The organism is Paenarthrobacter sp. TE3676 (assembly GCF_056279165.1).
The window spans coordinates 35,228-57,549 of sequence record NZ_JBWBQU010000001.1 but is presented as its reverse complement, the minus strand read 5'-3'; the positions used below and the strand labels follow the sequence as shown (position 1 = coordinate 57,549).

Below are 22,322 nucleotides of genomic sequence, written 5' to 3'. Positions count from 1 at the left end.
CTGGAACCCCAGTGCCTTCCCGGGTTTCAGGGCGTTCCTACCCATCAGCGCTGGTCTTCAGTGCATTCGCCACGATCAGCTCCAGTTCCCCGGCGCTGCCAAGATCGTGCGGACGCACAACGGCGTCGTCAGCCACATAGTAGAACGCGGCACTGACGTCCTCGAGGGGTACATCCTTAAGCCGTGCCCAAGCCAGCCTGTAAACGGCCAGCTGCACCGCCCGGGTCGCCAGCTGCTGACCCGCGGGGCGTCGCCCGGTTTTCCAGTCAATGAGTTGCCAGCGGCCGTCAGCGTCGCGGAACACGGCGTCGATGCGCCCACGGACTACGACGTCGCCGATCCGCGTTTCCACAGGCACTTCGACGAAAGCCGGAGCGCGCTGGGACCACTCGGACTGTTTGAACGCCGCCACCATGTCATCCAAGCCGTAGGCCTCGTCGATGTGGGAGTCCGAACCCGGAGCTTCATCAAGGTCCAGCATGCCGGTTGTGCCAAAGTACTCCTCCACCCATGCATGGAATGCCGTGCCTTTGCGAGCCGAGATGCCCGGTTCGCGGGGAACGGGCCTGCGCAGCTGGGTCAGGACGGCGGCGGGGTCAGCACCGAGGTCAACGAAAAGTGAGGCAGAGATGTGGCTCGGCAGGTGGACATCCTGAACGGTCTTGAGCTGCCGTTGTCGATCCAGCAGTAGTTCGGCCTCCTGGGACCATTTCCCGGCGGCACCAATCAATTCATCTGAAGGGGCCGTGCGGGGTTCCTCGATGTATCCCCGGACCATGGCTGCGGCGCGGTCCATCGCAAGCCGCCTGCCCGGAGTCAGCCTCAGCCTGGCGCCGGTGCGTGGGTCTGACGGTCCTTCCAAGGGATCGTAGGGGAAGTGGGCAACCTCGAGCGCCGCGGTCAAGGGGCTTTCCTCAGGCAAGGCCTCTTCGGCCACCGATTCCGCATGGACCACCGCCCCTCCGACCGATCGCGAACCGCCAACCGACTGCGTCCGGCCAGCGTCATTATCCTCTCCAGCAACACCGGCAAGAGGCGCCAGTTCGGAGAGGAAGGCAGACATGCCGGCCATTCCTGATCGCGAGCCATTCCAAGCAGCGCTGGAAGCCCACAGGACGAACTTCGCCCTGGTGTAAGCGACGTAGGCGAGTCTTCTCTCTTCGGCCTCACCGTGATGCTGGACCTCGGATTTGAAGTCCTTCTCTGCGTCCAACCATCCCTTTTGGTCAGGCTGATCGAGATCCCACTGGGGAAGGTCGGCGCGATCGCCCCGCAAGGGCCACGGCAAGGCCGCGGCGCCGGTGCTCCACCGCGAATCCCTGTTGCTGGGGAACGAACCAGCATTGAGGCCCGGGACAAAAACAACGTCCCATTCCAATCCTTTCGAAGCGTGAACGGTCAGCAATTGCACCGCTTCCCGATTGGCCTCAACGGGGGCAACATCCAAGCCGCCTTCCTCGGAGGCTGCAGCTTCCAGCCACGACAAGAACGCCAGCAGGTCAATGCGTTGCGACGTCTGCAGGAACCCGGCTGCCGCATCCTGGAAAGCATCCAAGTTGCGGCGCGCCTGATGGATGCTGATCCCCGGCTTGGCCGCTACTTCGATGTCCAGGAGCATCGCACGTTCCACTTCGCCAAGGAGTGTGGTGAGGTCGTCGCCGATGTAGCTCCTCAGGGAGCGCAGTTCCGAAGCAAGGCGGGTCAGCCGATCCAGGGCAGCAGCGCTCAGGCTCCTCCCATGTCCGGACGTCCAGCCTGGACGGGGAAGGAAGTCAAGGGCCTCCACGAGGCTTGCGGCATCGGTGATGTCGCTTTCAATCACGGTCCCTGACGGTTCTTCGTCGTGGTCAAAGGATTCAGGCTGTGCTTCCGGAGCCGACCGTCGGCGGGCCAGGAAGCGGGACCAGTCACTGAAGGCCATCAAGTCTGCCGGACCAATCCTCCACCGCGCCCCGGCCAACAACCTCATCAGGGCATCGGAACGTCCTGGATCGGCAAGGACCCGCAAGGTCGCCACCAGATCCACGATCTCCGGTGTGTCCAGCAAGCCGCCAAGTCCAACGATCTCATAGGGAATCCCCTGCAGTTCGAACTCGCGGCGGAGGCACTCCATCTGCGCCCGTCGGCGGCAGAGGACCGCCATGGTGGGCTTGACCGGAGTGCCGTCCTTCTCTTCTTCGAAGACAGTCCGTTGGTACCGACGGACATCGCGGGCTATCACTGCGGCTTCGTCCTCATCCGTGCCGAAGCGACCGATCACCACGCTTCCATCCACCGCAGCAGGGCTTGGAACCAACGCGGGGACTGAGACATCGCTCGCTGTTTCCCTCTCCCCCGCCGGACCATCCAGTGCCGCCGACCTGTTGAGGGGCGCTGCGATGGTGTTGGCGGCCCGGAGGATGTTCCTGCCGTTCCGCCAGGCGGTGGTCAGATACGAAGTGGGGGCGACGGAATAGGATTCAGGGCCGCCGGAGGGGTCCCCATGCCGGACGGGAAACTCCTGCACAAAGTGGAAGAGCTGGCCGGCGGAAGCGCCTCGGAAGCCGTATATCGATTGGTTGGGGTCGCCCACCGCAGTAACTGCGTGGCCCTGACCGAAAAGACGGGAGAACAGAACAAGCTGGGCGTGGGAGGTGTCCTGGAACTCATCCAGGAGCACTACTTTGTAGCGGGCACGTTCAGTGGAGGCGGCGAGCGGAATATCGCTTGCAATTCGGGCTGCGAGCGCCACGAGGTCGCCGAAATCAAGGACACCGCGATGGCGCTTCGCTTCCTGGTAACGGACCACCATGTCGGCAACGCTGGCGCGTGTCCTGAGCATGGCCGCAAGTTCTCCTGCGGCCTGCGGTGGATTCTTCTTGGCACCGGCCACGTAGGGAAGCTGCTCAAAGGCGTGAGCGCGCTCCAGGACCCATTCCCGCACTTCCCCCGGATTCTGAAGGTGCTCTGCGCACTCCCCGGCCAGCTGGATGACTGCATTGACGAGCGTGGATTTGGCGGCAGTGAAGTGCTCGTAGTCGCCGTCATATGCTTCCACGACTTCGCTGGCCAGCTGCCAGGACTGTGCGCCTCCCAGCAAGACGACGTCCCGCTCGATGCCCAACCGCAGGCCGTAGTCAGACACGATGCCGCTTGCATAGGAGTGGTACGTGGACACTTTGGGTTCGAGGTCGTCTGCCCCGAGAAGTCCCTCCGGGAAGCCTATGCTGCCATCGTCCGCCACCGCTATCCGCTGGAGCGTGGCCAGCTTGGACCGTATCCGGCTCGCCAGCTCTCCGGCAGCCTTGCGGGTAAATGTCACGCCGAGGACTTCTTCAGGGCGCACCCAGCCGTTGGCCACCAGCCACACCACACGGTCCGCCATGGTGGCCGTCTTCCCCGAACCTGCCCCGGCAATCACCAGGCGCGGAGAAAGCGGGGAGGCAATGATGGCCGCCTGCTCAGGCGTAGGGTGGTTCTTTTCGCCAAGGATGTTGGCCAGCTCAGAAGGAGAGAACCTTGGCTCCGGGACTGCCTCGACGCCCGGGTTGCTGGTGGCAAAGCCGTCCAGGAGTTCGGTTGTCATTCGGTGACCTGCTTTCCTCTGGCGCACAACGGGCAAACGTCCGGTAGGCGGCATCCATGGCCGCCATACCCGCCCTTGCCGGGGTCGTGCCGTGCTTCGAACGTTGCACCGGCCATCAGCGCAGCCGCCTCATTCACCAGCCCCTCGGCCCAGTTGTCCGAGGGATCCAACGGATCCTGCTGCTGTACCGCCGGGCTCTTGGTCTTGGTCCCAAGTTGGGCCAACACGGCGCCGCCGGGGACTAAGCCGTCCGCGGACGCCGTAAGAGAGCCGGCGTCGGGTATTTCGTCCCCTTCCCCGGCGTCCCGGAAGGCACCTTTGAGGACGGCGGCCTGGTAGGCACCCAGTTGTGGGTGCCTGGCAACCTCCGCTTTGCCTGGTTGCCGTTTGCCGGTCTTGAGGTCAACGATCACGAGCCTGCCCTCCGGATCGATCTCAAGCCGGTCCACCTGGCCGCGGAGTACTGCGTGGCGAGTGGCCTCCCCTTCAGGAGCAGGGAAACCACTGACAGCGCCGTCGTCCACGGTGACATCAGGTAGCTGAACTTCAAAGTCGTGCTCCACGGCCAGCAAGCTTCTTCCGTCGCCGCGCATGATGAGCACGTACTGTGCCAACTTCCGAACCATCAGTTCCGCCCGCTGGAAATCGAGCTTCCCTTCCCAGTTGTCCTTCATGCCCAAAGCAGGCCACCGGCGTACGAGCTCAGCCACGTACTCGGCTCCTGAAGCATCGGGAAGCTCTTGGGCAATGCTGTGGACCAAAGTGCCCAGGCTGCGTGCGAAGTCGGTGGCAGCTTCCCCTCCGGCGGCTTGGACGAACCAGTCCAGCGGCGACTTATGGACAGCTTCCACTTTGGAAGGCGAGACGGAAACGGTACCGCCGGGTGGCACCACGGGTTCCTGGGAACTCAGCGCCGCCAAACCCCACCACGTGTCCGGATGTGCACCCGGAACGGGTGGTTCCGTGCTGGCGAGCCTGGCCAATATCCGGGCGGCCTCGTGCGAGGTATGGGCTTCGCCGCTACCGGCGTCTTCCAACTGGGCGTGCTGCCGCAGTTCTGCGACCAGGGCCCGCAAGGTCATGGGACGGTCAACGGGGGTGTAATCACGCTTGTACTCACCGGCCTCCAGGGGCGCCACGTAGTCCAGGAAAGCCGAGGGTTGCTCGTCCTCGGAAGACACCGCGGTGCAGATCAATACTTCTCGAGCTCGGGAAACGGCGGTCGAAAAACTCCTGAGTTCGTCGTAACGAATATCCCGGAGCCTGCTCAGGGGCCCGCGCCGAAGGGCGTAGTCCACTCCATGCTCCACTGCGTCGGCGTAGACAGTGCTGCCCAGCAGCTCTCCACGCAAACGGGTGTTGGGCCATACGCCTTCCTGAAGGCCCGCAACGATCACCACCGGCCATTCCCGCCCGGCTGCGCTTGCGGGGGTCATGATCTCCACGCAGGCCTCCAGCTGTGCCCGCGCGGCAAGGGTGTCCATGGGAAGTTCCTGGTTCAGCAAATAGTCCAGGAACTGTTCAGGACCCGAACCGGGCAGTTGGTCCACGAACCGTTCGGCTGTATGGAACAACGCCATCATGGCGTCAAGGTCCCTATCGGCACGTGCACCGGCATTGCCTCCCTCAAGTGCCATTTCTGCCCAGCGGGAAGACAAGCCGGTGGCGTGCCACAACGCCCAAAGCACAGATTCCGCGTTGGCACCGGGTTCCGCGGCGGCGGCGGAACCGGCTGCGATCATGCGGGCGAGCCGACGGGCAGAACTGCCTTCAATACCCAGCGACGCCAGGGCACCGGGCTGAAGCAGTGCCTCAACCAGCAAAGCGTCGCTGGACCGGCCGCCACCGCCCAGAAGCTCCTCGCGGCGCAGGGACTGTCGGAGCCTGCGCAGTTCGATGGCCGTAGCTCCGCCTATGCGGGATGTAAGGAGGGAAACCGCAGTTTCCGGCGTCAGCTTTGCCGGGTCCAGGACAATGGCAAAGGCCTCCAACAACGGACGCACCGCGACTTCGTCACGGACGGCCGAGTCTGCCACTGGAACACGAACCGGGATCCCCTGCCCGCTCAGGTAACGCTGCAACTGGGAAATCTGCCCGCCGTTCCGGACGATCACCGCGATGTCGCTGAACTCCCGCGATTCCCGCAACTGAGCCTCGAGGATGCGCTGTGCAACGTATCTCAACTCGTGGACAGCTGACGGCAGCACATGACCCTCCACGCGACCATTCCGCGCAGATGCAGGATGCATGCCTTCCCAATGCTGCGGTTGTTCCATTTGCCTGGCCAACTGGCCACCCGAGCGCTGCGAGATGTGGCTCGCGACCCGGGTCCACGCCTCAGCTACCTCAGGCGCATGCCTGTGGGTAACCGACAGCGGGCGCTCGAGAACGTTCTGCTGTGTACCGCCCAGCAGTGTTGGCAGCTCTGACACCAGGTCCGGGCGTGCGCCGCGGAATCCTTGCACGACGGTATCCGGTGAGTAGGTCACCACGACGTCTTTGCCTTCGCCGATGTCGGCGAGGAGCTCGAACACGGCAGGATTCGATTCCTGGGCGTCGTCCACGAGGATGAGTTGGAGTCGTTCCCTCTCGGCAGCCAGGAAGGCCGGCGAGTCTTGGAAAATCTGCCGCGCCGTGGTGATGATTCCAGCAGGGTCAAAGGCCTCAGGCATACGGAGGTCCAAGACATCCCGGTACTCGCTGTACAGTTCGGCAGCCGCCATCCAATCAGGCCGTCCGCACTCGTAGGCCAGCCCAACCAGGTCCTCTGCGGTGCGCCCCGATTCAATGATGCGGTCGAACAACTGCCGAATCTCGTGACGGAAGCCGCGGGTGGGAAGTGCCGCTGCGAGATCCTCCGGCCAAGGCAGCTGGAATCCCGGACGGGAGTGGCCTTCCAGCAACTCCTTGATGATGAGGTCCTGTTCGGGGCCCGACAGAAGCTTCGGTGGCCGCGTCAGCGGCAATATGCCTTCCGCCTTGGCCCGCCGGATAACGTCGAAAGCGTAGGACGCCCAGGTGCGTGCCGGCGTCGTACTGAGGCTGCGGTCCAACCGCCCTGTGAAGGTATCGCGCAAAGCCGCTGCGGCGTGGCGCCCGGGAGCAAGAACGAGAATCTGTTCCGGGTCCAGGCCATCCTCGCGGACGCGGCGGACTGCGGCTTCCACCAGCACAGTTGATTTACCCGTTCCCGGGCCCCCGGGCACGAGGACAGGGCCGCTCCCCTGTGGGAGGGCAACTACCGCACTTTGGTCCGGAGACAAAACAGGAGCCGCATAGTGGGTCTCACGCGGCGGGAGCAGCCGGAGGGCTGCCGGTGCTTGGCGGGTTTTGGCAGGAGTTGCGGTCACACAGTCATTTCATCATCGGGCACCGACAATTTATGGAGTTGACGCTCCAACTGGTCCGAGATCACATCCAGTTGGTCGAAATCGGAGTCGGCAGGCGTCCATCGGGCCGCTGTCAGGTCGACGCGCCAACGGCCTTCGCCCGTCCTCAGGAAGGCCTCGTATGCGCCATGCAGCGGGGTGGCTTCCTCCAAGTAATGCTGCAGGGCAGCGACTTCGTGACCTGGTGGCGCTTCCCCGCTGGCCCTAAGGACGCGCCACCAGGCGACCGAGCTGCCATAACGGCTCATCACTGCGCCGACCTGCCGTGGCCCGCCGGCTCCCAAAAGCTCTGCGACGTCACCGTAGGAAACCGCCGAACCCGACGGAACAAGGTCCACAACGGCCAGAACCGCTGTCACATACTCCATCCGCATGTGTTCAGCGTAACGGCAGGAGTGTCGTGCCCGAATAGTGTCGGACCCAGCCGGTAGCTTGAAGACATGAGCTCCTGGAACACCCTCTCCCGCGCCGCATTCGACCTCGAGACCACCGGGAAAAACTCACGGTCAGCGCGGATCGTCACAGCTTCCATCACGGTCGTGGATGCCCACGGGGAGCTCATCGCAGAGCACGAGTGGTTGGCAGATCCCGGTGTCGAAATCCCGCTCGAAGCCAGCGAGGTGCACGGTGTCACTACAGAGAAAGCCCGTGCAGAGGGTCGCCCGGCGGCCGAGGTCACGCGCGAGGTGGCCGGTGTACTCCAAAGGCTGTTCGACGACGGCACTCCCGTCATTGCTTTCAACGCCAGCTACGATTTCACCGTGTTGGCGGCCGAGTCCGCACGCTACGGCGTCCCCCAACTCAGCCGCTTCCCCGTGCTGGATCCCTATGTGATGAACAAGCAGGTGGACCGTTACCGCAAGGGAAAGCGCACGCTTACCGCTCTGTGCGAGGAATACGGTGTGGACCTGACAAACGCGCACACTTCCGCTGCGGACGCTCTCGCTACGCTCCGGGTATTGGATGCCATGGCCGGCAAATTCCCCAAGTTGCAGATGCCGGCGCCGGCTTTGCATCAGCTGCAAGTAGACTGGGCGGCATCCCAGGCCGCTGATTTCCAGCAGTACTTGCGGCGCAGTAAGCCCACTGCAGTCATCGAGGGCGAGTGGCCGGTCCTCCCGCCCGAAGACGCAAGCCGGGGCGGCTTCTAGCCCCGGAGAGCAGGCGACCGCCTCCTTTTGCGACGCAAGTCACAGCAATTTCGGGAACCCGTTTTTCAGGGTTGTCCGCCCGCGGATTCCACGCGAGCCTCCGCCGCCGGAATAGTCCGGAGCCAGAAGGTCTGTTGACGGGAACTTTGTTCGGCCAAATCGACTGTTAGCAATCATTTCTTCGATTCACCGCGCGCCAGCGGGCTGGTGACATAATTAAGTTTGGCGGGTTGAAGTCTGCTAGAGCAGCCAACCTTCGTATTGCTGCCGCATTCCCCGCCCACCGCGAAACGTCCCCGTGACTCGATGAAAGTGATTTCTTCATGAAATTCAAAGCCCCTAAGTGGCTGTCTGTTGCCCCCGTGGCCGCAGCCCTGGTGATTTCCCTGGCAGCATGCGGCGGAGGAACCTCCGAGCCCAGCGGCTCGCCGACCGACGCTTTGGCCGGCAGCGACCAGAAGTCGCTGGACACGTTTACTACCGCTGAAGTGACTCCGCTGGACAAGATCGACAAGTCCAATCTGGGCCTTATCACCGACGGCACCCTGCGCGTGGGCACCCTTTCCGACGCCCCGCCGAACATCTTTATTGATCCTTCCGGCAAGTTCACCGGCTACGACAACGAACTCCTGCGCGCCATTGGTGACAAGCTGGGCCTCAAGGTGGAGTTCGCCTCCACCGACTTCTCGGCGCTCCTGTCCCAGGTGGGCAACAAGCAGTTCGACGTCGGTTCCTCCTCGATCTCCACCACGGACGCCCGCCGCAAGACTGTTGGTTTCACCAATGGCTACGACTTCGGCTACATGGCAATCGTGACCAAGAGCGACTCCAAGGTCACCGGCTTCGCGGACGTCAAGGAAGGCCTGCGCATCGGCGTTGTCCAGGGCACCGTCCAGGATGACTACATGACCAACACGCTGAAGATCGAGCCGGTCCGTTTCCCTGATTACAACACCGTTTACGGCAACGTAAAGAACGGCCAGATCGATGCTTGGGTTGCACCGTCCCAGCAGGCCGAAGGCCAGGTCAAGGAAGGCGACAACACCAAGATCGCAGAGAAGGTTGTCAACACCCAGAACTTCACCGCGTATGCCGTGAACAAGGACAACCAGCCGCTGATTGATGCCCTGAACTCCGGTCTGGACGCTGTCATCGCTGATGGAACCTGGGCCAAGCTCACGGCCGAGTGGTACAAGGACCGTCCGACTGCCGCCGAGCAGACCCCCCAGGGCTGGAAGCCGGGCAGCAAGGCCGTCCAGCTCCCCGCCAAGTAACCAAGGCGTTCCATGGATATCCTCAATCAATTAGCCGACACCTTCTTTGACTGGGAGGCGATGGGCGAAGTCATCCCCAAGATGTTCGCCGTCGGTCTGCCCAACACCATCGTCCTGGCTGTCGTCTCGGGCATCATCGGGACCGCGCTCGGGATGTTGCTCGCCCTGATGGGGATCTCCCGGAATGCAGCAGCACGGTGGGTGGCCCGCATTTACACGGACATTCTCCGCGGGCTCCCTCCGGTGCTGACCATCCTGGTGATCGGATTCGGCTTTGGCCCGATCATTCGTGAACTAACCGGCTCCACCAGCCCTTACCCCATGGCGATCGCTGCCTTGTCTTTGATGTCCGGCGCGTATATCGGCGAGATTTTCCGCTCAGGCATCCAAAGCGTGGATAAAGGACAGCTCGAAGCGACCCGGGCCCTCGGGTTCAGCTACGGCTCGTCCATGCGCCTGGTGGTAGTGCCGCAAGGCATCCGCCGCGTTCTTCCTGCGTTGGTCAACCAGTTCATCGCGTTGATCAAGGAATCGTCACTGGTCTTCATGCTTGGCCTCCTGGCAACAGAGCGTGAAATCTTCCAGATTGGTAAGGATGCAGCTGCCAACAGCGGCAACCTGTCCCCCTACGTGGCAGCAGCCATCTTCTATCTGGCGTTGACCATCCCGCTCACGCACTTCGTGAACTTTATCGACGCCCGGATGCGCGCTGGACGCCCGGAGAAGAAGGAACCGGACGAGGCAGCCGCCGTCGTAGGAAAAGGAGCGCAGGCATGAGTGAATTCGCATCAGGCACGTTGACGGCGAAGAACATCCACCTGTCGTTCGGCAGCAACCATGTGTTGCGGGGCATCGACCTGCACGTCGAGAAGGGCACCACGGCCTCCGTTATCGGCCCGTCCGGCTCAGGCAAGTCAACGCTGCTTCGAGTAATGAACCGGCTTATCGAGCCGGATCAGGGCGACATCCTGCTGGATGGACGTTCGGTCCTTAAGGACAACCCGGACGAACTGCGTCGCCGCATCGGCATGGTCTTCCAGCAGTTCAACCTTTTTCCGCACAAGACGGTGGCGGAGAACATCTCGCTGGCACTGCGCAAACTCCGTGGCATGTCCAAGGAACAGGCGCGCGACGAGGCATTGGCCCAGCTGGACCTGGTGGGTTTGAAGCATAAGGCAGATTCCCGTCCGGCAAACCTCTCGGGCGGACAGCAGCAGCGTGTGGCGATTGCCCGCGCGCTGGCCATGAAACCTGAGGTGATGTTCTTTGACGAAGCTACCTCCGCGCTGGACCCGGAACTCGTCAAGGGTGTCCTTGCGCTCATGACGGACCTGGCCCAGGGAGGCATGACCATGGTGGTGGTAACCCACGAAATGGGCTTCTCACGCAACGTCTCGGACATCGTGACCTTCATGGACGCCGGCGTGGTGGTTGAATCCGGGCCTCCGGAGCAGCTGTTCACGAATCCGCAAACGGAACGCCTCCAAGGTTTCCTTTCGGACGTCCTCTAAGGACCCCCTAGCAGGGTTACACCCGCTACGAAGAACCCCGCCTTCCAAGCGAAGGCGGGGTTCTTTGCCGTTCACACTGCCTTGGGGCCGCTACTGATTGGCCTTGACGCGCAGCACCGTGAGCGCGGCGGCGTCCACCTTGGCTCGGAAGGCAGGATCGGACGTGGCCTTCTGCACCACCGCCTGGTGCATCGCCGGAATGCTCGCGGGATCGGCGCATACCAGCATGGTTCCCCCAGCACCGAAGAAGTTCAGGGCACGCTCGGCATCGGACCATGCTTCCAGCTGGGCCGCACTGCAGAGGTCATCGGAAAGAACTATCCCCTTGAAGCCGGCGTCATTACGCAGCATCGTGTCCATTACGGTCGAGGAGAATGGTGCGATGTTGGCGGCGTCGATCTTGTCGTAGTAGGCATTCGAAACCATGACCCACCGGGCGCCTGATTTGATGGCCGCGTGGAACGGCCCCAGTGCGGGATCGTTCCGGGTGGTGGCCGTGTCACGGACATCGCTGGTGACGTCCGTGTTGGGAACTACCCTGCCAAGCCCTGGGAAGTGCTTCACTACCGGGGCCACGCCGGCATCCTTCATGCCATCGGCAAAGGCATTGCCCAGCAGCGAGACGTTGGCTGGGTCGTAGCCGTACTCCCGCTGGAAATGGCCAATGGGGGCATTGGAGGGTGCAAACTGTGGGCTGGTCACTGTATCCAGGACCGGCGCGAGGTTCACGTTGACGCCTACGCTGCTAAGTTCCTTCCCCCACGTTGCAGCATCCGCGCGAAGTTTTGCCGCCCCGGAGGACGCCTGGACCAGGGCCGTGGGAATGGTGGAGAAACCCGGACCGGAGAGAACCTGGACATATCCACCCTCTTGGTCGGTGGCCACAAAAAGGGGTACCCCGCCGGTTGTGGCGGCAGAGACCGTGCCTGTCAGCGAAGACACAAGGGACGCCGTCGGGGCAGTTCCGGCCTTGCTGCGTCCGCTGAGGTAAACGTTCCCGGCGTGATACTTCGTCAGCGCTTCCATGGTTCCCGGTTCGGGGCCGCTGGCCTTGGCTGCCACCATGAACAGTTGTCCCACCCGCTGCTCAAGGCTTAGAGCGGCGAGCTGCTGCTCCGCAGCTGACGGCGTGCTCGGCGCCGGCACAGGCGCTACGGAGGGAGCCGGGGAAGGAACCGCTGGCTTGGTAACTGACGCCGGCGGGGACGAGGGAGCCTGCGTGCCTGACGGCGAAGAAGGAGCCACCGATGGTGTCCCCTCCGCCGAATTTTGGCCGGAGTTCGTTGGGCCAGTGGAACATCCGGCCGCCGAGACCAGAAGCACTCCGGCGGTGGCGATGCTGACGCTCAGTGATGCAATGGAAGGGGGCTTGCGCATGGTAAACCGTGAATTCGTTGGGGGTGGGTTTCCACCTACGAGCCTACCCCGATCGGACGCAACAATGCCCCGGACAATTGCGTCAAGCAGTCGCCCGGGGCATCACCAAAGATCAGGCCGAGGCGCCCGCTGCGGCCTTCGCTGCTGCCGGAAGGGCATCGATGATCCGGTTCATCGCTGCGTCGTCATGGGCAGCGGAGAGGAACCAGGCTTCGAAGACGGACGGCGGAAGGTAAACGCCGGAGTCCAGCATGGAGTGGAAGAACGGGGCGTATCGGAAGCTATCCTGCCGCTGGGCGTCGTCGTAGTTGTGCACGCCGTGGGCAGAGGTTCCAAACGCAACCGAGAAGAGGTTGCCCGCCCGCTGGATGGAGTGGTCCACGCCGGCGTCATCAAGGGCGGAGGAGAGCGCAGCTGAGAGTTCCAGCGAACGGGCATCAACATAGGCATAGACCTCAGGAGTTGCATTGGTCAACGTCGCCACACCTGCGGCCATGGCCACGGGGTTTCCGGACAGCGTACCGGCCTGGTAAACCGGGCCCACGGGAGCGAGGTAGTCCATGACGTCGGCACGGCCGCCGAGTGCCGCCGTCGGCAGTCCGCCGCCGATGACCTTGCCGAAGGTGAGCAGGTCCGGAGCCCAGCCTTCCTGGCGACCGGTCAATCCCCAGTAGCCGGCGTAGCCGGTACGGAAGCCGGTAAGGACTTCGTCGAGGATGAGGAGTGCACCGTGTTCCTTGGTGATGCGGGACAGGCCCGCGTTGAAGCCTTCGCCCGGAGTGACGACGCCCATGTTCGCCGGAGCCGCTTCCGTGATGACGGCAGCGATGTTTTGGCCGTGGGCAGCGAAGGCAGCCTCAACGGCAGCAAGATCGTTGTAAGGCAGAACCAGAGTCTCAGCTGCGGTGGCCTCTGTGACACCGGCAGAGCCGGGCAGTGCCAACGTGGCCAGGCCGGATCCTGCGGCTGCCAGCAGTCCGTCAAGGTGCCCGTGGTAGCAACCGGCGAACTTGATGATCAGGTTGCGGCCGGTGAAACCGCGGGCCAGGCGAACGGCCGTCATGGTGGCTTCGGTTCCGGTGGATACCATCCTCAAACGTTCCACGGCGGACACCCGGTCCTTGACGATCGCGGCAAGGTTGGCTTCATCCGGCGTGGAGGCTCCGAAGGAAAGGCCGCGGTCCACAGCTGCGTGAACGGCGTCGAGCACGGCGGGGTGGGCGTGGCCCAGCAGCGCCGGCCCCCAGGAGCACACGAGGTCTACGTATTCCTTACCGTCTGCGTCCGTCAGGTAGGCGCCCTTGGCGGACACCATGAACTTCGGAGTGCCGCCCACTGACCCGAAGGCGCGTACCGGCGAGTTCACGCCGCCGGGCATCAGGGACCGGGCACGGTCGAACAGTTGATCGGACACGGGGGTGTTTGACGTCATGGTACCTATTCTTTCAGTGATTCAGGGAGTGGCATGGCTGCCACCTAGGATGCTGCGGCCAGCAACTCAGCAACCCGCGGGGCTACCTCGGTGCCGTAGAGCTCGATGCAGCGCATCATGGATTGATGCGGCAATGTTCCATTGCTGTATTTGAGGTCGAAGCGGTCCACGCCAAGGTTCCGCTTGAGCAGGGCGATTTTCTGCGCCACGGTTTCCGGTGAGCCAACGTAGAGAGCACCTTCGGGGCCGCACATGGCATCAAACTCGCCACGGTTCCCTGGACCCCAGCCGCGTTCGGAACCGATCCTGTTACGTTGCTCCAGCCAATGCGGGAAGAGTTCCTCGCGGGCGGCATCGTCCGTGTCAGCGATGAAACCGGGTGAGTGCGTTGCGATCTGACGCATCGGATGGCCGTACTTGGCCATCGCCTCACGGTACAGGTTGACCAGCGGTGCGAAGCGTCGGGGCTCGCCCCCGATGATGGCGAAAATGATGGGGTACCCATATTCGGCACAGCGCAGCACGGACTCAGGTGTACCTCCGACGCCAATCCAAGCCGGCAGCAAGTGGTGCTGCAATTTGGGGTATACCTGCAGCCCGTTGACGTTGGGCCGCGTGCGGCCCTCCCAATGAACCGGTTTCTGTGCCCGAACCTTGTCGAACAGCTCCAGTTTTTCCTCGAACAGGACTTCGTAGTCCGCCAGGTCCAAGCCAAACAGCGGGAACGACTCCACGAACGAACCCCTGCCGAGCATTACCTCAGCCCTGCCGTTGGACAACGCGTCCACTGTGGCGAAGCGCTGAAAAACCCGGATCGGATCATCTGAGCTGAGCACGGTAACGGCCGACCCCAAGCGAATCCGTGAGGTAACCGCGGCTGCCGCTGCAAGGAAGACCTCGGGCGCGGACACAGCGAAATCGCGGCGGTGGTGTTCGCCCACACCAAAGGCATGGATTCCGACGGCGTCAGCCAGCTTCGCTTCCTGCAGCAACTCACGCAGGACGCGCGCATGCTCCTTCGGGTTCCCATCGGCATCCACACCGGCGTCGCCAAAAGTGTTCAGGCCGAGCAGGATCTCGTTGGCCCCTACCGGAGCGGTGGGGTCGGAGGAAACGGATGTCATCAGGACTCCTTCAGCCAGCCTGCCAGTTCGGAGGCCCAGTAGGTCAGGACGGTGTCTGCTCCGGCACGCTTGATGCCGAGGACGGATTCGGTGATGGCACCGCGCCTGTCGATCCAGCCGTTGGCCGCGGCCGCTTCGATCATGGCGTACTCACCAGAGATTTGGTAGGCCGACACCGGTACAGGGCTCATGGCTGCAACGTCGGCCAGGATGTCCAGGTAACTCATTGCGGGCTTGACCATGACCATGTCTGCGCCCTCTTCGAGGTCCAGCTCAACTTCCAGGATGGCTTCCCGACGGTTGGCAGCGTCCATCTGGTAGGTCCGGCGATCGCCCTTGAGCTGGGAATCCACGGCCTCACGGAAGGGGCCGTAGAACGCTGACGCGTACTTGGCAGCATAGGCAAGTACGGCCGTGTTCTTGTGTCCGGATTCCTCCAGTGCTTGTCGGATCACCGCGATCTGGCCGTCCATCATTCCCGAGGGGCCCAAGACGTGGGCTCCGGCGTCGGCCTGGGCGACTGCCATCCGGCCATAGATCTCCAGCGTGGCGTCGTTGTCCACATAGCCATCGGAGTCAAGGACGCCGCAGTGGCCGTGGTCCGTGAATTCGTCGAGGCAAACGTCGCCCATGATGACCAGGTCATCGCCGACCTCGGCCTTGACGTCACGAATGGCTTTGTTCAGGACGCCGTCCGGGTCCAGCGAGGCGGTGCCTTGCGCGTCACGTACCGCGGGCACGCCGAACAGCATGATGCCGCCGACGCCCAACTCCACGGCTTCCGCGGCCGCCCGCTTCAGGGACTCGGTGGTGTGCTGGACGACCCCCGGCATGGAACTGATGGGGCTCGGCTCGGTAAGTCCCTCCCGGATGAACGCTGGAAGGATCAGGTCCGCGGGCGCCAGACGGGTCTCGGCGGTGAGCCTGCGCATGGCGGGAGTTGTGCGCAAGCGGCGGGGACGATGGTTCGGAAAGCTCATTGCGGGTTCCCTTCGTTGGCGAAAATAGACTCCAGGGCGGCCACAATGCCGTCCGGTGTTGGTTCTTTGGCTGTGACTGCAACGGCGAGGCCGATCCGCGAGGCCTCTGCCGCCGTCGGACGCCCGATCGCGACTAAGCGGCAGGTGCCCAATGCAGGAAATAATTGGGCGATACGACGTGCAGCGCTGGGAGAAGCAGCCACTATTGCGTCCAGAGTTCCGGCATCGAGTGCGGTGCGTGCCTCTTCAGGGCTGAGCGTTGCCGGAACGTCTGGTGCGGAAAGCACGACGCCGGACGGCAGTTCCGCTGTTAGGCGGAGTTCCGCACGGGCAGGGTAATCGACCGTGCGGTAGGCGACAACGGACGTCACGTCCGCGCCGGTGGCAGCCAGGCCGTCCCGCAGGCCGGGCGAAGCGATGTCAGCCTGAGGCAGGAAAACCCTTCCATTGGACGCCTCCCATACAGCAAGCAAACCCTCGGCCGACTGGACTTCCACCGGCGCCAAGGCGACAGCGAGGCCGACGGATTCAAGGACCTGACGGGATGAGGGACCGATGGTGGCCACCTTCGTATCGGCTGGGACAAGGTCCGCGAGGGCGATGCCGCGCTGAGCAGCTTTCTCCAACAGAACCTGCACGGTAGTGATGCTGCTGATCACCATCCAGTCGAAGTCGCCGGCCATCAAACGGTCCACGGCGGCGTCAAGGGGAACCTGGTTCCCCGCCTTCTCAAAATCAATGAGCGGCAGCACCAGTGGCTCCGCTCCCAAACCGGTCAAAAGCGACGCCAGCGGACGCGCCCGGTCGGCGGTCCTGGTAATCAGGACGCGCCGACCGGTCAGCCCGTTCAATTCATGCGTCTCAGGACGCCGCAAGGTCCGCGATCTCCGCGGCGCCGGCAGCGAGCAGGAGCTCCGCCACTTCGATGCCGAGCAACGTGGCTCCGACTTCCGTGAGGCCGTCGGTGGCTTTCTTCTCGCGCACTGTCTTGGTGCCATCCACGGCACAGACCACTGCTTCAAGGTGCAGCATGCTGCCCTTGCGGAAGGCGTAGGCACCCACGGGAGCTGCACAACCGGCTTCAAGCCTGGCCAGGACTGCACGCTCGGCCGTGACGGCGAGGCGGGTGTCGTCGTCGTTCAGCGCCGCAAGGGCCTGTGCGAGCACGCCGTTTGACCCTTCGGTGGAACCCGCTGTACGCGGGGCGTCGTTGGTCCGGCATTCGATGGCCAACGCTCCCTGTCCGGGCGCGGGAAGCATGACGTCGGATTCGAAGAACTCGCTGACAGTGTCCAGGCGGTCCATGCGCTCCAAGCCCGCAGCAGCCAACACCACGGCGTCGAGGTCGCACGACTTGCCCGGCGCAACAACATCGGTGAGGTTTCCGGGCAATCCCGGGACACGACCGAGGCGCGTGTCCACGTTCCCTCGGATATCGAGTACCTCGATATCCGGACGTGCAGCCCGAAGCTGAGCGGCACGCCGTGGCGAGCCTGTGCCTACTTTGGCACCGTCCGGCAGCTCGGCAAGAGTCATACCGTCGCGTGCACAGAGAACGTCACGGACATCCACACGCTTGGGAGTTGCTGCGATGCTCAGGCCAGGTGCGGCTCCCGTGGGCAGGTCCTTCAGGGAGTGCACGGCGACATCACAGGTATCAGCGAGAAGGGCATCACGCAGGGCAGCAACGAATACGCCGGTGCCGCCCATCTGGGAAAGGGAGCCGGTTTTGACGTCGCCCTCGGTCTTGATGTGCACGAGCTCTACGGGGAAGCCGCCGACGGCAGCCAACTGGTCCGCAGTTTGCTGCGTCTGCGTCAGGGCAAGTTTGCTCGCCCTGGTGCCGATGCGAACAGTCACTTGGCAACCTCCGGAGCCGGGTAGGCGTCGTGGCCGATACCGATTCCAGCGCCAACTTCGGAGATGACGGGTTTTGCCCCGCGGAAGTTCTCGCAGCAGTTGGGACGGCAGACGTCGTACCAAGGGCCCAGGTCGGTGACGTGGGGACGTTCGGCGATGTTGTTGTCCACTGTGCGTTCGCAGATCAGGTCCACGAGGCCGGACACGAAAGCCGCGTGCGTACCCGGTGTGGGCACACGGGTGGCCTCGATGTCCAGGTTCTTGCAGGTTTCCAGTGCCTCGGTGTCCAGATCCCAGGCAACTTCCATATGGTCGCTGACAAAGCCAAGGGGAACGATGACCACACCGCGGACGCCCTCGGGGGCGATCTCCTCAAGGTGGTCATTGATGTCCGGTTCCAGCCAGGGAATGTGCGGCGCGCCCGAGCGGGACTGGTACACGAGGTCCCACGCCACGTTCGGCGCCACAGCGTCCATGATGGCTTTGGCATTGGCAAGGTGCTGTGCAGCGTAGGCGGAACCTTCCGCAAATTCGCGTGGCTCGTCTTCGGACCTGCCTGCGGCCTCTGCATCCCGGGTAGGAATGGAGTGGGTGGCGAACAGCACTCGAATTTTCGAATCCGGGTCCGCTTCGCCTGCGGCGGCGAGCTTCCCACGGATCTCCTCCAGGCCGGCAGCAGTTCCCTCAAGGAAGGGCTGGACTACGCCGGGGTGATCGAAGTACTGACGGATCTTGTCCACTTCAAGCTTGCCGTCCAAACCGGTTTCGGTCAGCGCAATACCAATGTCTTCGCGGTACTGGCGGCAGCTGGAGTAACAGGAGTAGATGCTGGTGGTGAGCATCAGGATCCGGCGGTGTCCTGCGTCGTAAGCGTCCTGCAGGACCGGGGCGATGTACGGGTCCCAGTTCCGGTTGCCCCAAAGGACCGGCAATTCGATCCCCCGCTGTGCCAGTTCGGCCTCGATCGCGGCCTTCAGCTCACGGTTCTGCTGGTTGATGGGGCTGATTCCACCAAAAGCCCGGTAGTGGTGCGAGACCTCTTCGAGGCGCTCGTCCGGGATCCCGCGGCCGCGGGTGACGTTGCGCAGGAAGGGAATGACGTCATCCTGGCCTTCAGGACCACCAAAGGATGCGAGCAGCACGGCGTCGTACCGCTTGGGTTCCTGCCGCCCACGCTCAGTGACGGCGTTCGGTGCTGTGGAGATAACGGGCCGGGTCATGCCAGGACCTCGGCAATCTCGGCAGCCGTGACTCGGCGGCCGGTATAGAAGGGGATTTCTTCGCGGACGTGGTGTCGCGCTTCCGTGGACCGCAGGTGGCGCATCAGGTCCACGAGGTCCACCAGTTCAGGTGCTTCAAGGCCGAGGATCCATTCCCAGTCGCCCAGGGCAAACGAGGAGACAGTGTTGGAAATGACCTGCGGGAATTCGCGTCCAAGAAGGCCATGGTCGCGGAGCATCTTGCCGCGCTCGTCCGTGGGCAGCAGGTACCACTCGTAGGAACGCACAAACGGGTAGACGCAGAGCCAGGTGCTGGGCTCGACGCCGCGTGCGTAGGCGGGCACGTGGCTCTTGGAGAACTCAGCTTCGCGGTGCACGCCCATGGCGGACCAGACGATGTCGGTTCCTGCGAAGAGCTTGCTGCGGCGGATGGACCGAACAGCTGCCTGCAGGTCCTCCGGCTTGGGCCCATGGAGCCACACCATGATGTCAGCGTCCGAGCGCATGGCCGAGACGTCGTAGCTGCCCCGGAGGATCACGCCGCCCTCCGCGAGCTTCTCCGCAAGGGCTTCGAATTCCTGAGCAGCATCGCCGCTGCGCAGGACGTCGGCCGAGCGCTTGAAGACCGTCCACAGCGTGTAGAACTGTTCTTCGGTTTCAGCAGTTTTAGTGACAGATTCGGCAGAAGTGTGGCTCATGGTTCAAGTTTGCCCCGTGCCAGCCCCTAAGTCGAAACGGATCAGTTCTACAAGCCGTAGAAGTGATGCAAATCACAAATCTGACCGTCAGCCGGCCCGTACGGCGGCGAGTTGCGCCCGCGCGTCAGCCACAACTGCGGCAAGGCCGTTTCCGGCCAACCAGCCGCCCACCACGCTAAGACCGTCCGCTGCGGCGCACACCTGGCGGACTTGCGCCACGCGCTGTTTATGACCGACGGCGGCGAACGGCAAGGCGCCCGCCCACCGCACCACATCCCAGTCAACGATGTCCGCCTGCGAAATGGGAACGGTCAGCAGTGTGGAAGCATCCTCCAACGCCGCCGCCAGCAGAGATTCGTCATCGAGGACAACATCCCCGCCCCCGCCAGCTTCTTCACGCCGGCCGTAGGAAAGGCGCAAAACGTGCGTGCCGGGACCAGCTTCGTCGGCCAGCCAATCCCACTTGGCCGTTGCATGAGTCAGCGCCTTGGCCCTGATCCCCGGGGTTTCAGGCGCCACCAGGATCCCCGTCCCCCGCGGCCTGCCATCGAGCTGGGGCAAGTCCACCACCATCGTCACAAGACTCACCAGCGGACCGGGAGCCGGGCGGAGGCTGGACAGCTCAGGCAAGGACTTCTCCAGCAACCCGACAGCGGCCGGGCCGTCGAGCGCGACCACCAGGCGGCCGGCGTCGTACGTGGCATTCCCGGCGGTGACCCGCCAGCCCTCCGGTGCCTTCACGACGTCGTCGGCGTGTTGACCCGTGAGCAACTCGACTCCACGTTCCCGGAGGTCCGCCACGAGCGCGTCCACCAGGGTGTTCATTCCACCCCTCAAGCCCGCGACGGCGGAACCCGCCTTGGCCGGACCAGACGCGCCGCCGGAACCCTTGGCGGCTTTGCGTTGAGCCGCCACAGCGGCGGCGAGTGAGCCCTGGGCGCGAATCCCAGCGCGCAGCCCCGGGGCCACCATGTCAACATCCAAGAGGGCAGGGTCGGCCGAGTGAACGCCGCCCACTACGGGTGAAACAAGCCGTTCAAGAACTTTTTTGCCCATGCGGGCGCGGACCAAAGAGGAAACGCTGGTGACGTCCGATGACGTGCCAACAGAGGCCGGGAGCCAGCGGTCCAAGGAGGCCCTGATGGCTCCGGCGAGGCCCAGGGAACGCCGTACCTCCGGGTCCCACGGGTTCGCCGGAATCCCAAGCACTCCCGTTTTTGGGAGCTCCTGCGGGCCGTCCGGCAGCTGCACCCAAGCACCGCCCGGGTGCGGAGCTACGATCCTGTCCGCCAGTCCAAGTTCACGTGCAAGGTCTGCTACAGCTGTGGACCGGGTGGCGAACGATTCCGCCCCGCTGTCCAGGTGCAGCCCCGCAACAACATGGCTACCCACGCAGCCGCCCCAGGCCTGGCTTGCCTCAAGGACAGTAACCGCAGAACCGGCCAGGGCCAATTCCCGTGCGGCGATCAGGCCCGAGACGCCACCGCCCACCACGACGGCGGCTGGTCCTGCGACTGTTGCCTTGGGCGTTGGGCGTCCCCCGCGCATTGTTCCTACTCCGCGGGGATGGAGTGAATGAGCTCCACGACGCGCGTCAGGACTGTGGGGTCCGTTTCGGGAGGAACTCCGTGGCCGAGGTTCAGTACGTGGCCCGGGGCGTGGGAACCGGCGGCGATGACTTCGCGGACGTGGGCTTCAAGGACCTCCCACGGGGCAGACAGAAGCGCGGGGTCGATGTTGCCCTGCAGCGGCACGGTGCCACCGAGACGACGGTTGGCCTCGTCCAGGGGCAGCCGGTAGTCCACGCCCACGACGTCCACTCCGACGTCGCGCATGGCAACCAGCAGTTCGGAGGTACCGGTGCCGAAGTGGATCAGCGGTGCCCCGAGTCCACGGACGTGGTCAAGCGCGCGGGTAGATGCCGGCGCCACGTACTTGGTGTAGTCAGCCAGGCCCAGGGATCCGGCCCACGAGTCAAAGAGCTGCGCTGCCGAAGCGCCTGCCTCAAGTTGGGCCTGGAGGAACATGCCTGAGGTGTCGGCAGCCCAGTTGGCCAGCGCGGCCCAGGTCTCGGGATCCGCGTGCATCATGGTCCGCGGGCCGAGGTGGTCACGCGAGGGCTTCCCCTCAACCATGTAGGCGGCAAGGGTGAACGGTGCACCGGCGAAGCCGATGAGCGGCGTCTTTCCCAGCTCGGCAACCGTCAGGCGGACGGCTTCACGGATGGGCTCCAGCGCTTCCCACGTCAGCGTGGGCAGGGCAGCAACGTCGGCTGCTGTCCGGACCGGCTTATCCAGGACGGGTCCCACGCCGGGGACGATGTCCACACCGACACCGGCGAGCTTCAGCGGAATGACGATGTCCGAGAAGAAGATGGCGGCGTCCACATCGTGGCGGCGAACAGGTTGGAGGGTAATCTCGGCGGCGAGTTCCGGGCGGAGGCAGGAGTCCAGCATGGCCACGCCCTCGCGCACCTTCAGGTACTCCGGAAGGGAACGGCCAGCCTGGCGCATGAACCACACCGGCTTGCGGGAAGGGGTGCCACCGCGGTATGCCGTGATCAGCGGCGAGTCCGAGGTCCGACCGTCCTTCAGCGGGTGGTTGGCGTCGAGGGTTCCCGCCGGGGCGTTGGAGGCCGTACTGTTGGATGCTGCCGCGCTAGAAGTCATGCCTTCGATTGTGCCGAAAATCCGGGGCAAAAGATAACGACAAGCTGTCACGTCGCGCCCCGCCCGGGCCGT

Annotated in this window: 17 protein-coding genes; 4 read left to right on the top strand and 13 right to left on the bottom strand. The window is 63.9% G+C overall.

Going from position 1 to position 22,322, the window contains the following annotated elements; translation table 11 throughout:
• Positions 1 to 37 precede the first annotated feature (37 nt).
• From ACZ881_RS00280 to ACZ881_RS00270, 3 genes are read right to left on the bottom strand one after another with little or no spacing between them, the layout of a single operon-like run.
• Positions 38 to 3,565 carry an ATP-dependent helicase gene (locus tag ACZ881_RS00280; RefSeq protein ID WP_476111862.1) on the bottom strand — a complete coding sequence of 1,176 codons (3,528 nt, stop codon included), beginning with the start codon at positions 3,563 to 3,565 and terminating at the stop codon, positions 38 to 40.
• Positions 3,562 to 6,915 (bottom strand): ATP-dependent helicase, encoded by a 3,354-nt coding sequence (locus tag ACZ881_RS00275; RefSeq protein ID WP_476111861.1) that lies wholly within the window; start codon positions 6,913 to 6,915, stop codon positions 3,562 to 3,564. The genes ACZ881_RS00280 and ACZ881_RS00275 overlap by 4 nt, the downstream gene beginning before the upstream one ends.
• Positions 6,912 to 7,328, bottom strand: a complete 417-nt coding sequence (locus ACZ881_RS00270; protein WP_476111860.1) for an MGMT family protein — start codon at positions 7,326 to 7,328, stop codon at positions 6,912 to 6,914. Before ACZ881_RS00270 ends, ACZ881_RS00275 begins: the two co-directional genes overlap by 4 nt.
• A gap of 66 nt (positions 7,329 to 7,394) precedes the next feature.
• On the opposite strand from ACZ881_RS00270, the gene ACZ881_RS00265 reads away from it, so the two are divergent.
• The 4 genes from ACZ881_RS00265 (at position 7,395) to ACZ881_RS00250 (ending at position 10,890) form a co-directional block, all read left to right on the top strand.
• On the top strand, positions 7,395 to 8,105 hold the full coding sequence (locus tag ACZ881_RS00265) for an exonuclease domain-containing protein (RefSeq protein ID WP_476111858.1): 711 nt from the start codon (positions 7,395 to 7,397) through the stop codon (positions 8,103 to 8,105).
• Positions 8,106 to 8,428: 323 nt separating this feature from the next.
• Positions 8,429 to 9,379: an ABC transporter substrate-binding protein gene (locus tag ACZ881_RS00260; RefSeq protein WP_476111856.1), complete on the top strand. Its 951-nt coding sequence runs from the start codon at positions 8,429 to 8,431 to the stop codon at positions 9,377 to 9,379.
• 12 nt (positions 9,380 to 9,391) lie between these two features.
• A complete protein-coding gene (locus ACZ881_RS00255; RefSeq protein ID WP_091468678.1) occupies positions 9,392 to 10,156 on the top strand; it encodes an amino acid ABC transporter permease in 765 nt (254 codons plus the stop codon).
• Entirely contained in the window at positions 10,153 to 10,890 is a 738-nt protein-coding gene (locus ACZ881_RS00250) for an amino acid ABC transporter ATP-binding protein (RefSeq protein ID WP_017198579.1), read from the top strand. Before ACZ881_RS00255 ends, ACZ881_RS00250 begins: the two co-directional genes overlap by 4 nt.
• Positions 10,891 to 10,980: 90 nt before the next feature.
• On the opposite strand, the gene ACZ881_RS00245 is transcribed toward ACZ881_RS00250, so the two are convergent.
• From ACZ881_RS00245 to hemE, 10 genes are all read right to left on the bottom strand, one after another.
• Positions 10,981 to 12,267 carry a glycoside hydrolase family 3 N-terminal domain-containing protein gene (locus ACZ881_RS00245; RefSeq protein ID WP_476111854.1) on the bottom strand — a complete coding sequence of 429 codons (1,287 nt, stop codon included), beginning with the start codon at positions 12,265 to 12,267 and terminating at the stop codon, positions 10,981 to 10,983.
• Between the two features lie 112 nt (positions 12,268 to 12,379).
• Positions 12,380 to 13,699: a glutamate-1-semialdehyde 2,1-aminomutase gene (gene hemL, locus ACZ881_RS00240; protein WP_091468683.1), complete on the bottom strand. Its 1,320-nt coding sequence runs from the start codon at positions 13,697 to 13,699 to the stop codon at positions 12,380 to 12,382.
• 44 nt (positions 13,700 to 13,743) lie between these two features.
• Positions 13,744 to 14,823, bottom strand: a complete 1,080-nt coding sequence (locus ACZ881_RS00235) for an LLM class flavin-dependent oxidoreductase (protein WP_091468686.1) — start codon at positions 14,821 to 14,823, stop codon at positions 13,744 to 13,746.
• The gene (gene hemB / locus ACZ881_RS00230) at positions 14,823 to 15,803 is read right to left on the bottom strand and encodes a porphobilinogen synthase (RefSeq protein ID WP_476111852.1); all 981 of its coding nucleotides are present in this window, start codon (positions 15,801 to 15,803) and stop codon (positions 14,823 to 14,825) included. Before hemB ends, ACZ881_RS00235 begins: the two co-directional genes overlap by 1 nt.
• Positions 15,800 to 16,654 (bottom strand): uroporphyrinogen-III synthase, encoded by an 855-nt coding sequence (locus ACZ881_RS00225; RefSeq protein ID WP_476111851.1) that lies wholly within the window; start codon positions 16,652 to 16,654, stop codon positions 15,800 to 15,802. The genes hemB and ACZ881_RS00225 overlap by 4 nt, the downstream gene beginning before the upstream one ends.
• Before the next feature lie 10 nt (positions 16,655 to 16,664).
• A complete protein-coding gene (hemC, locus tag ACZ881_RS00220) occupies positions 16,665 to 17,663 on the bottom strand; it encodes a hydroxymethylbilane synthase (protein WP_476111849.1) in 999 nt (332 codons plus the stop codon).
• A complete protein-coding gene (locus tag ACZ881_RS00215; RefSeq protein ID WP_476111848.1) occupies positions 17,660 to 18,883 on the bottom strand; it encodes a ferrochelatase in 1,224 nt (407 codons plus the stop codon). The genes hemC and ACZ881_RS00215 overlap by 4 nt, the downstream gene beginning before the upstream one ends.
• Positions 18,880 to 19,581 carry a hydrogen peroxide-dependent heme synthase gene (gene hemQ, locus ACZ881_RS00210; RefSeq protein WP_091468698.1) on the bottom strand — a complete coding sequence of 234 codons (702 nt, stop codon included), beginning with the start codon at positions 19,579 to 19,581 and terminating at the stop codon, positions 18,880 to 18,882. Before hemQ ends, ACZ881_RS00215 begins: the two co-directional genes overlap by 4 nt.
• Before the next feature lie 87 nt (positions 19,582 to 19,668).
• Complete coding sequence (hemG, locus tag ACZ881_RS00205) at positions 19,669 to 21,129, bottom strand: protoporphyrinogen oxidase (RefSeq protein ID WP_476111846.1); 1,461 nt, start codon at positions 21,127 to 21,129, stop codon at positions 19,669 to 19,671.
• 5 nt (positions 21,130 to 21,134) lie between these two features.
• Entirely contained in the window at positions 21,135 to 22,250 is a 1,116-nt protein-coding gene (gene hemE / locus ACZ881_RS00200; RefSeq protein ID WP_476111844.1) for a uroporphyrinogen decarboxylase, read from the bottom strand.
• Between the last annotated feature and the right edge of the window lie 72 nt (positions 22,251 to 22,322).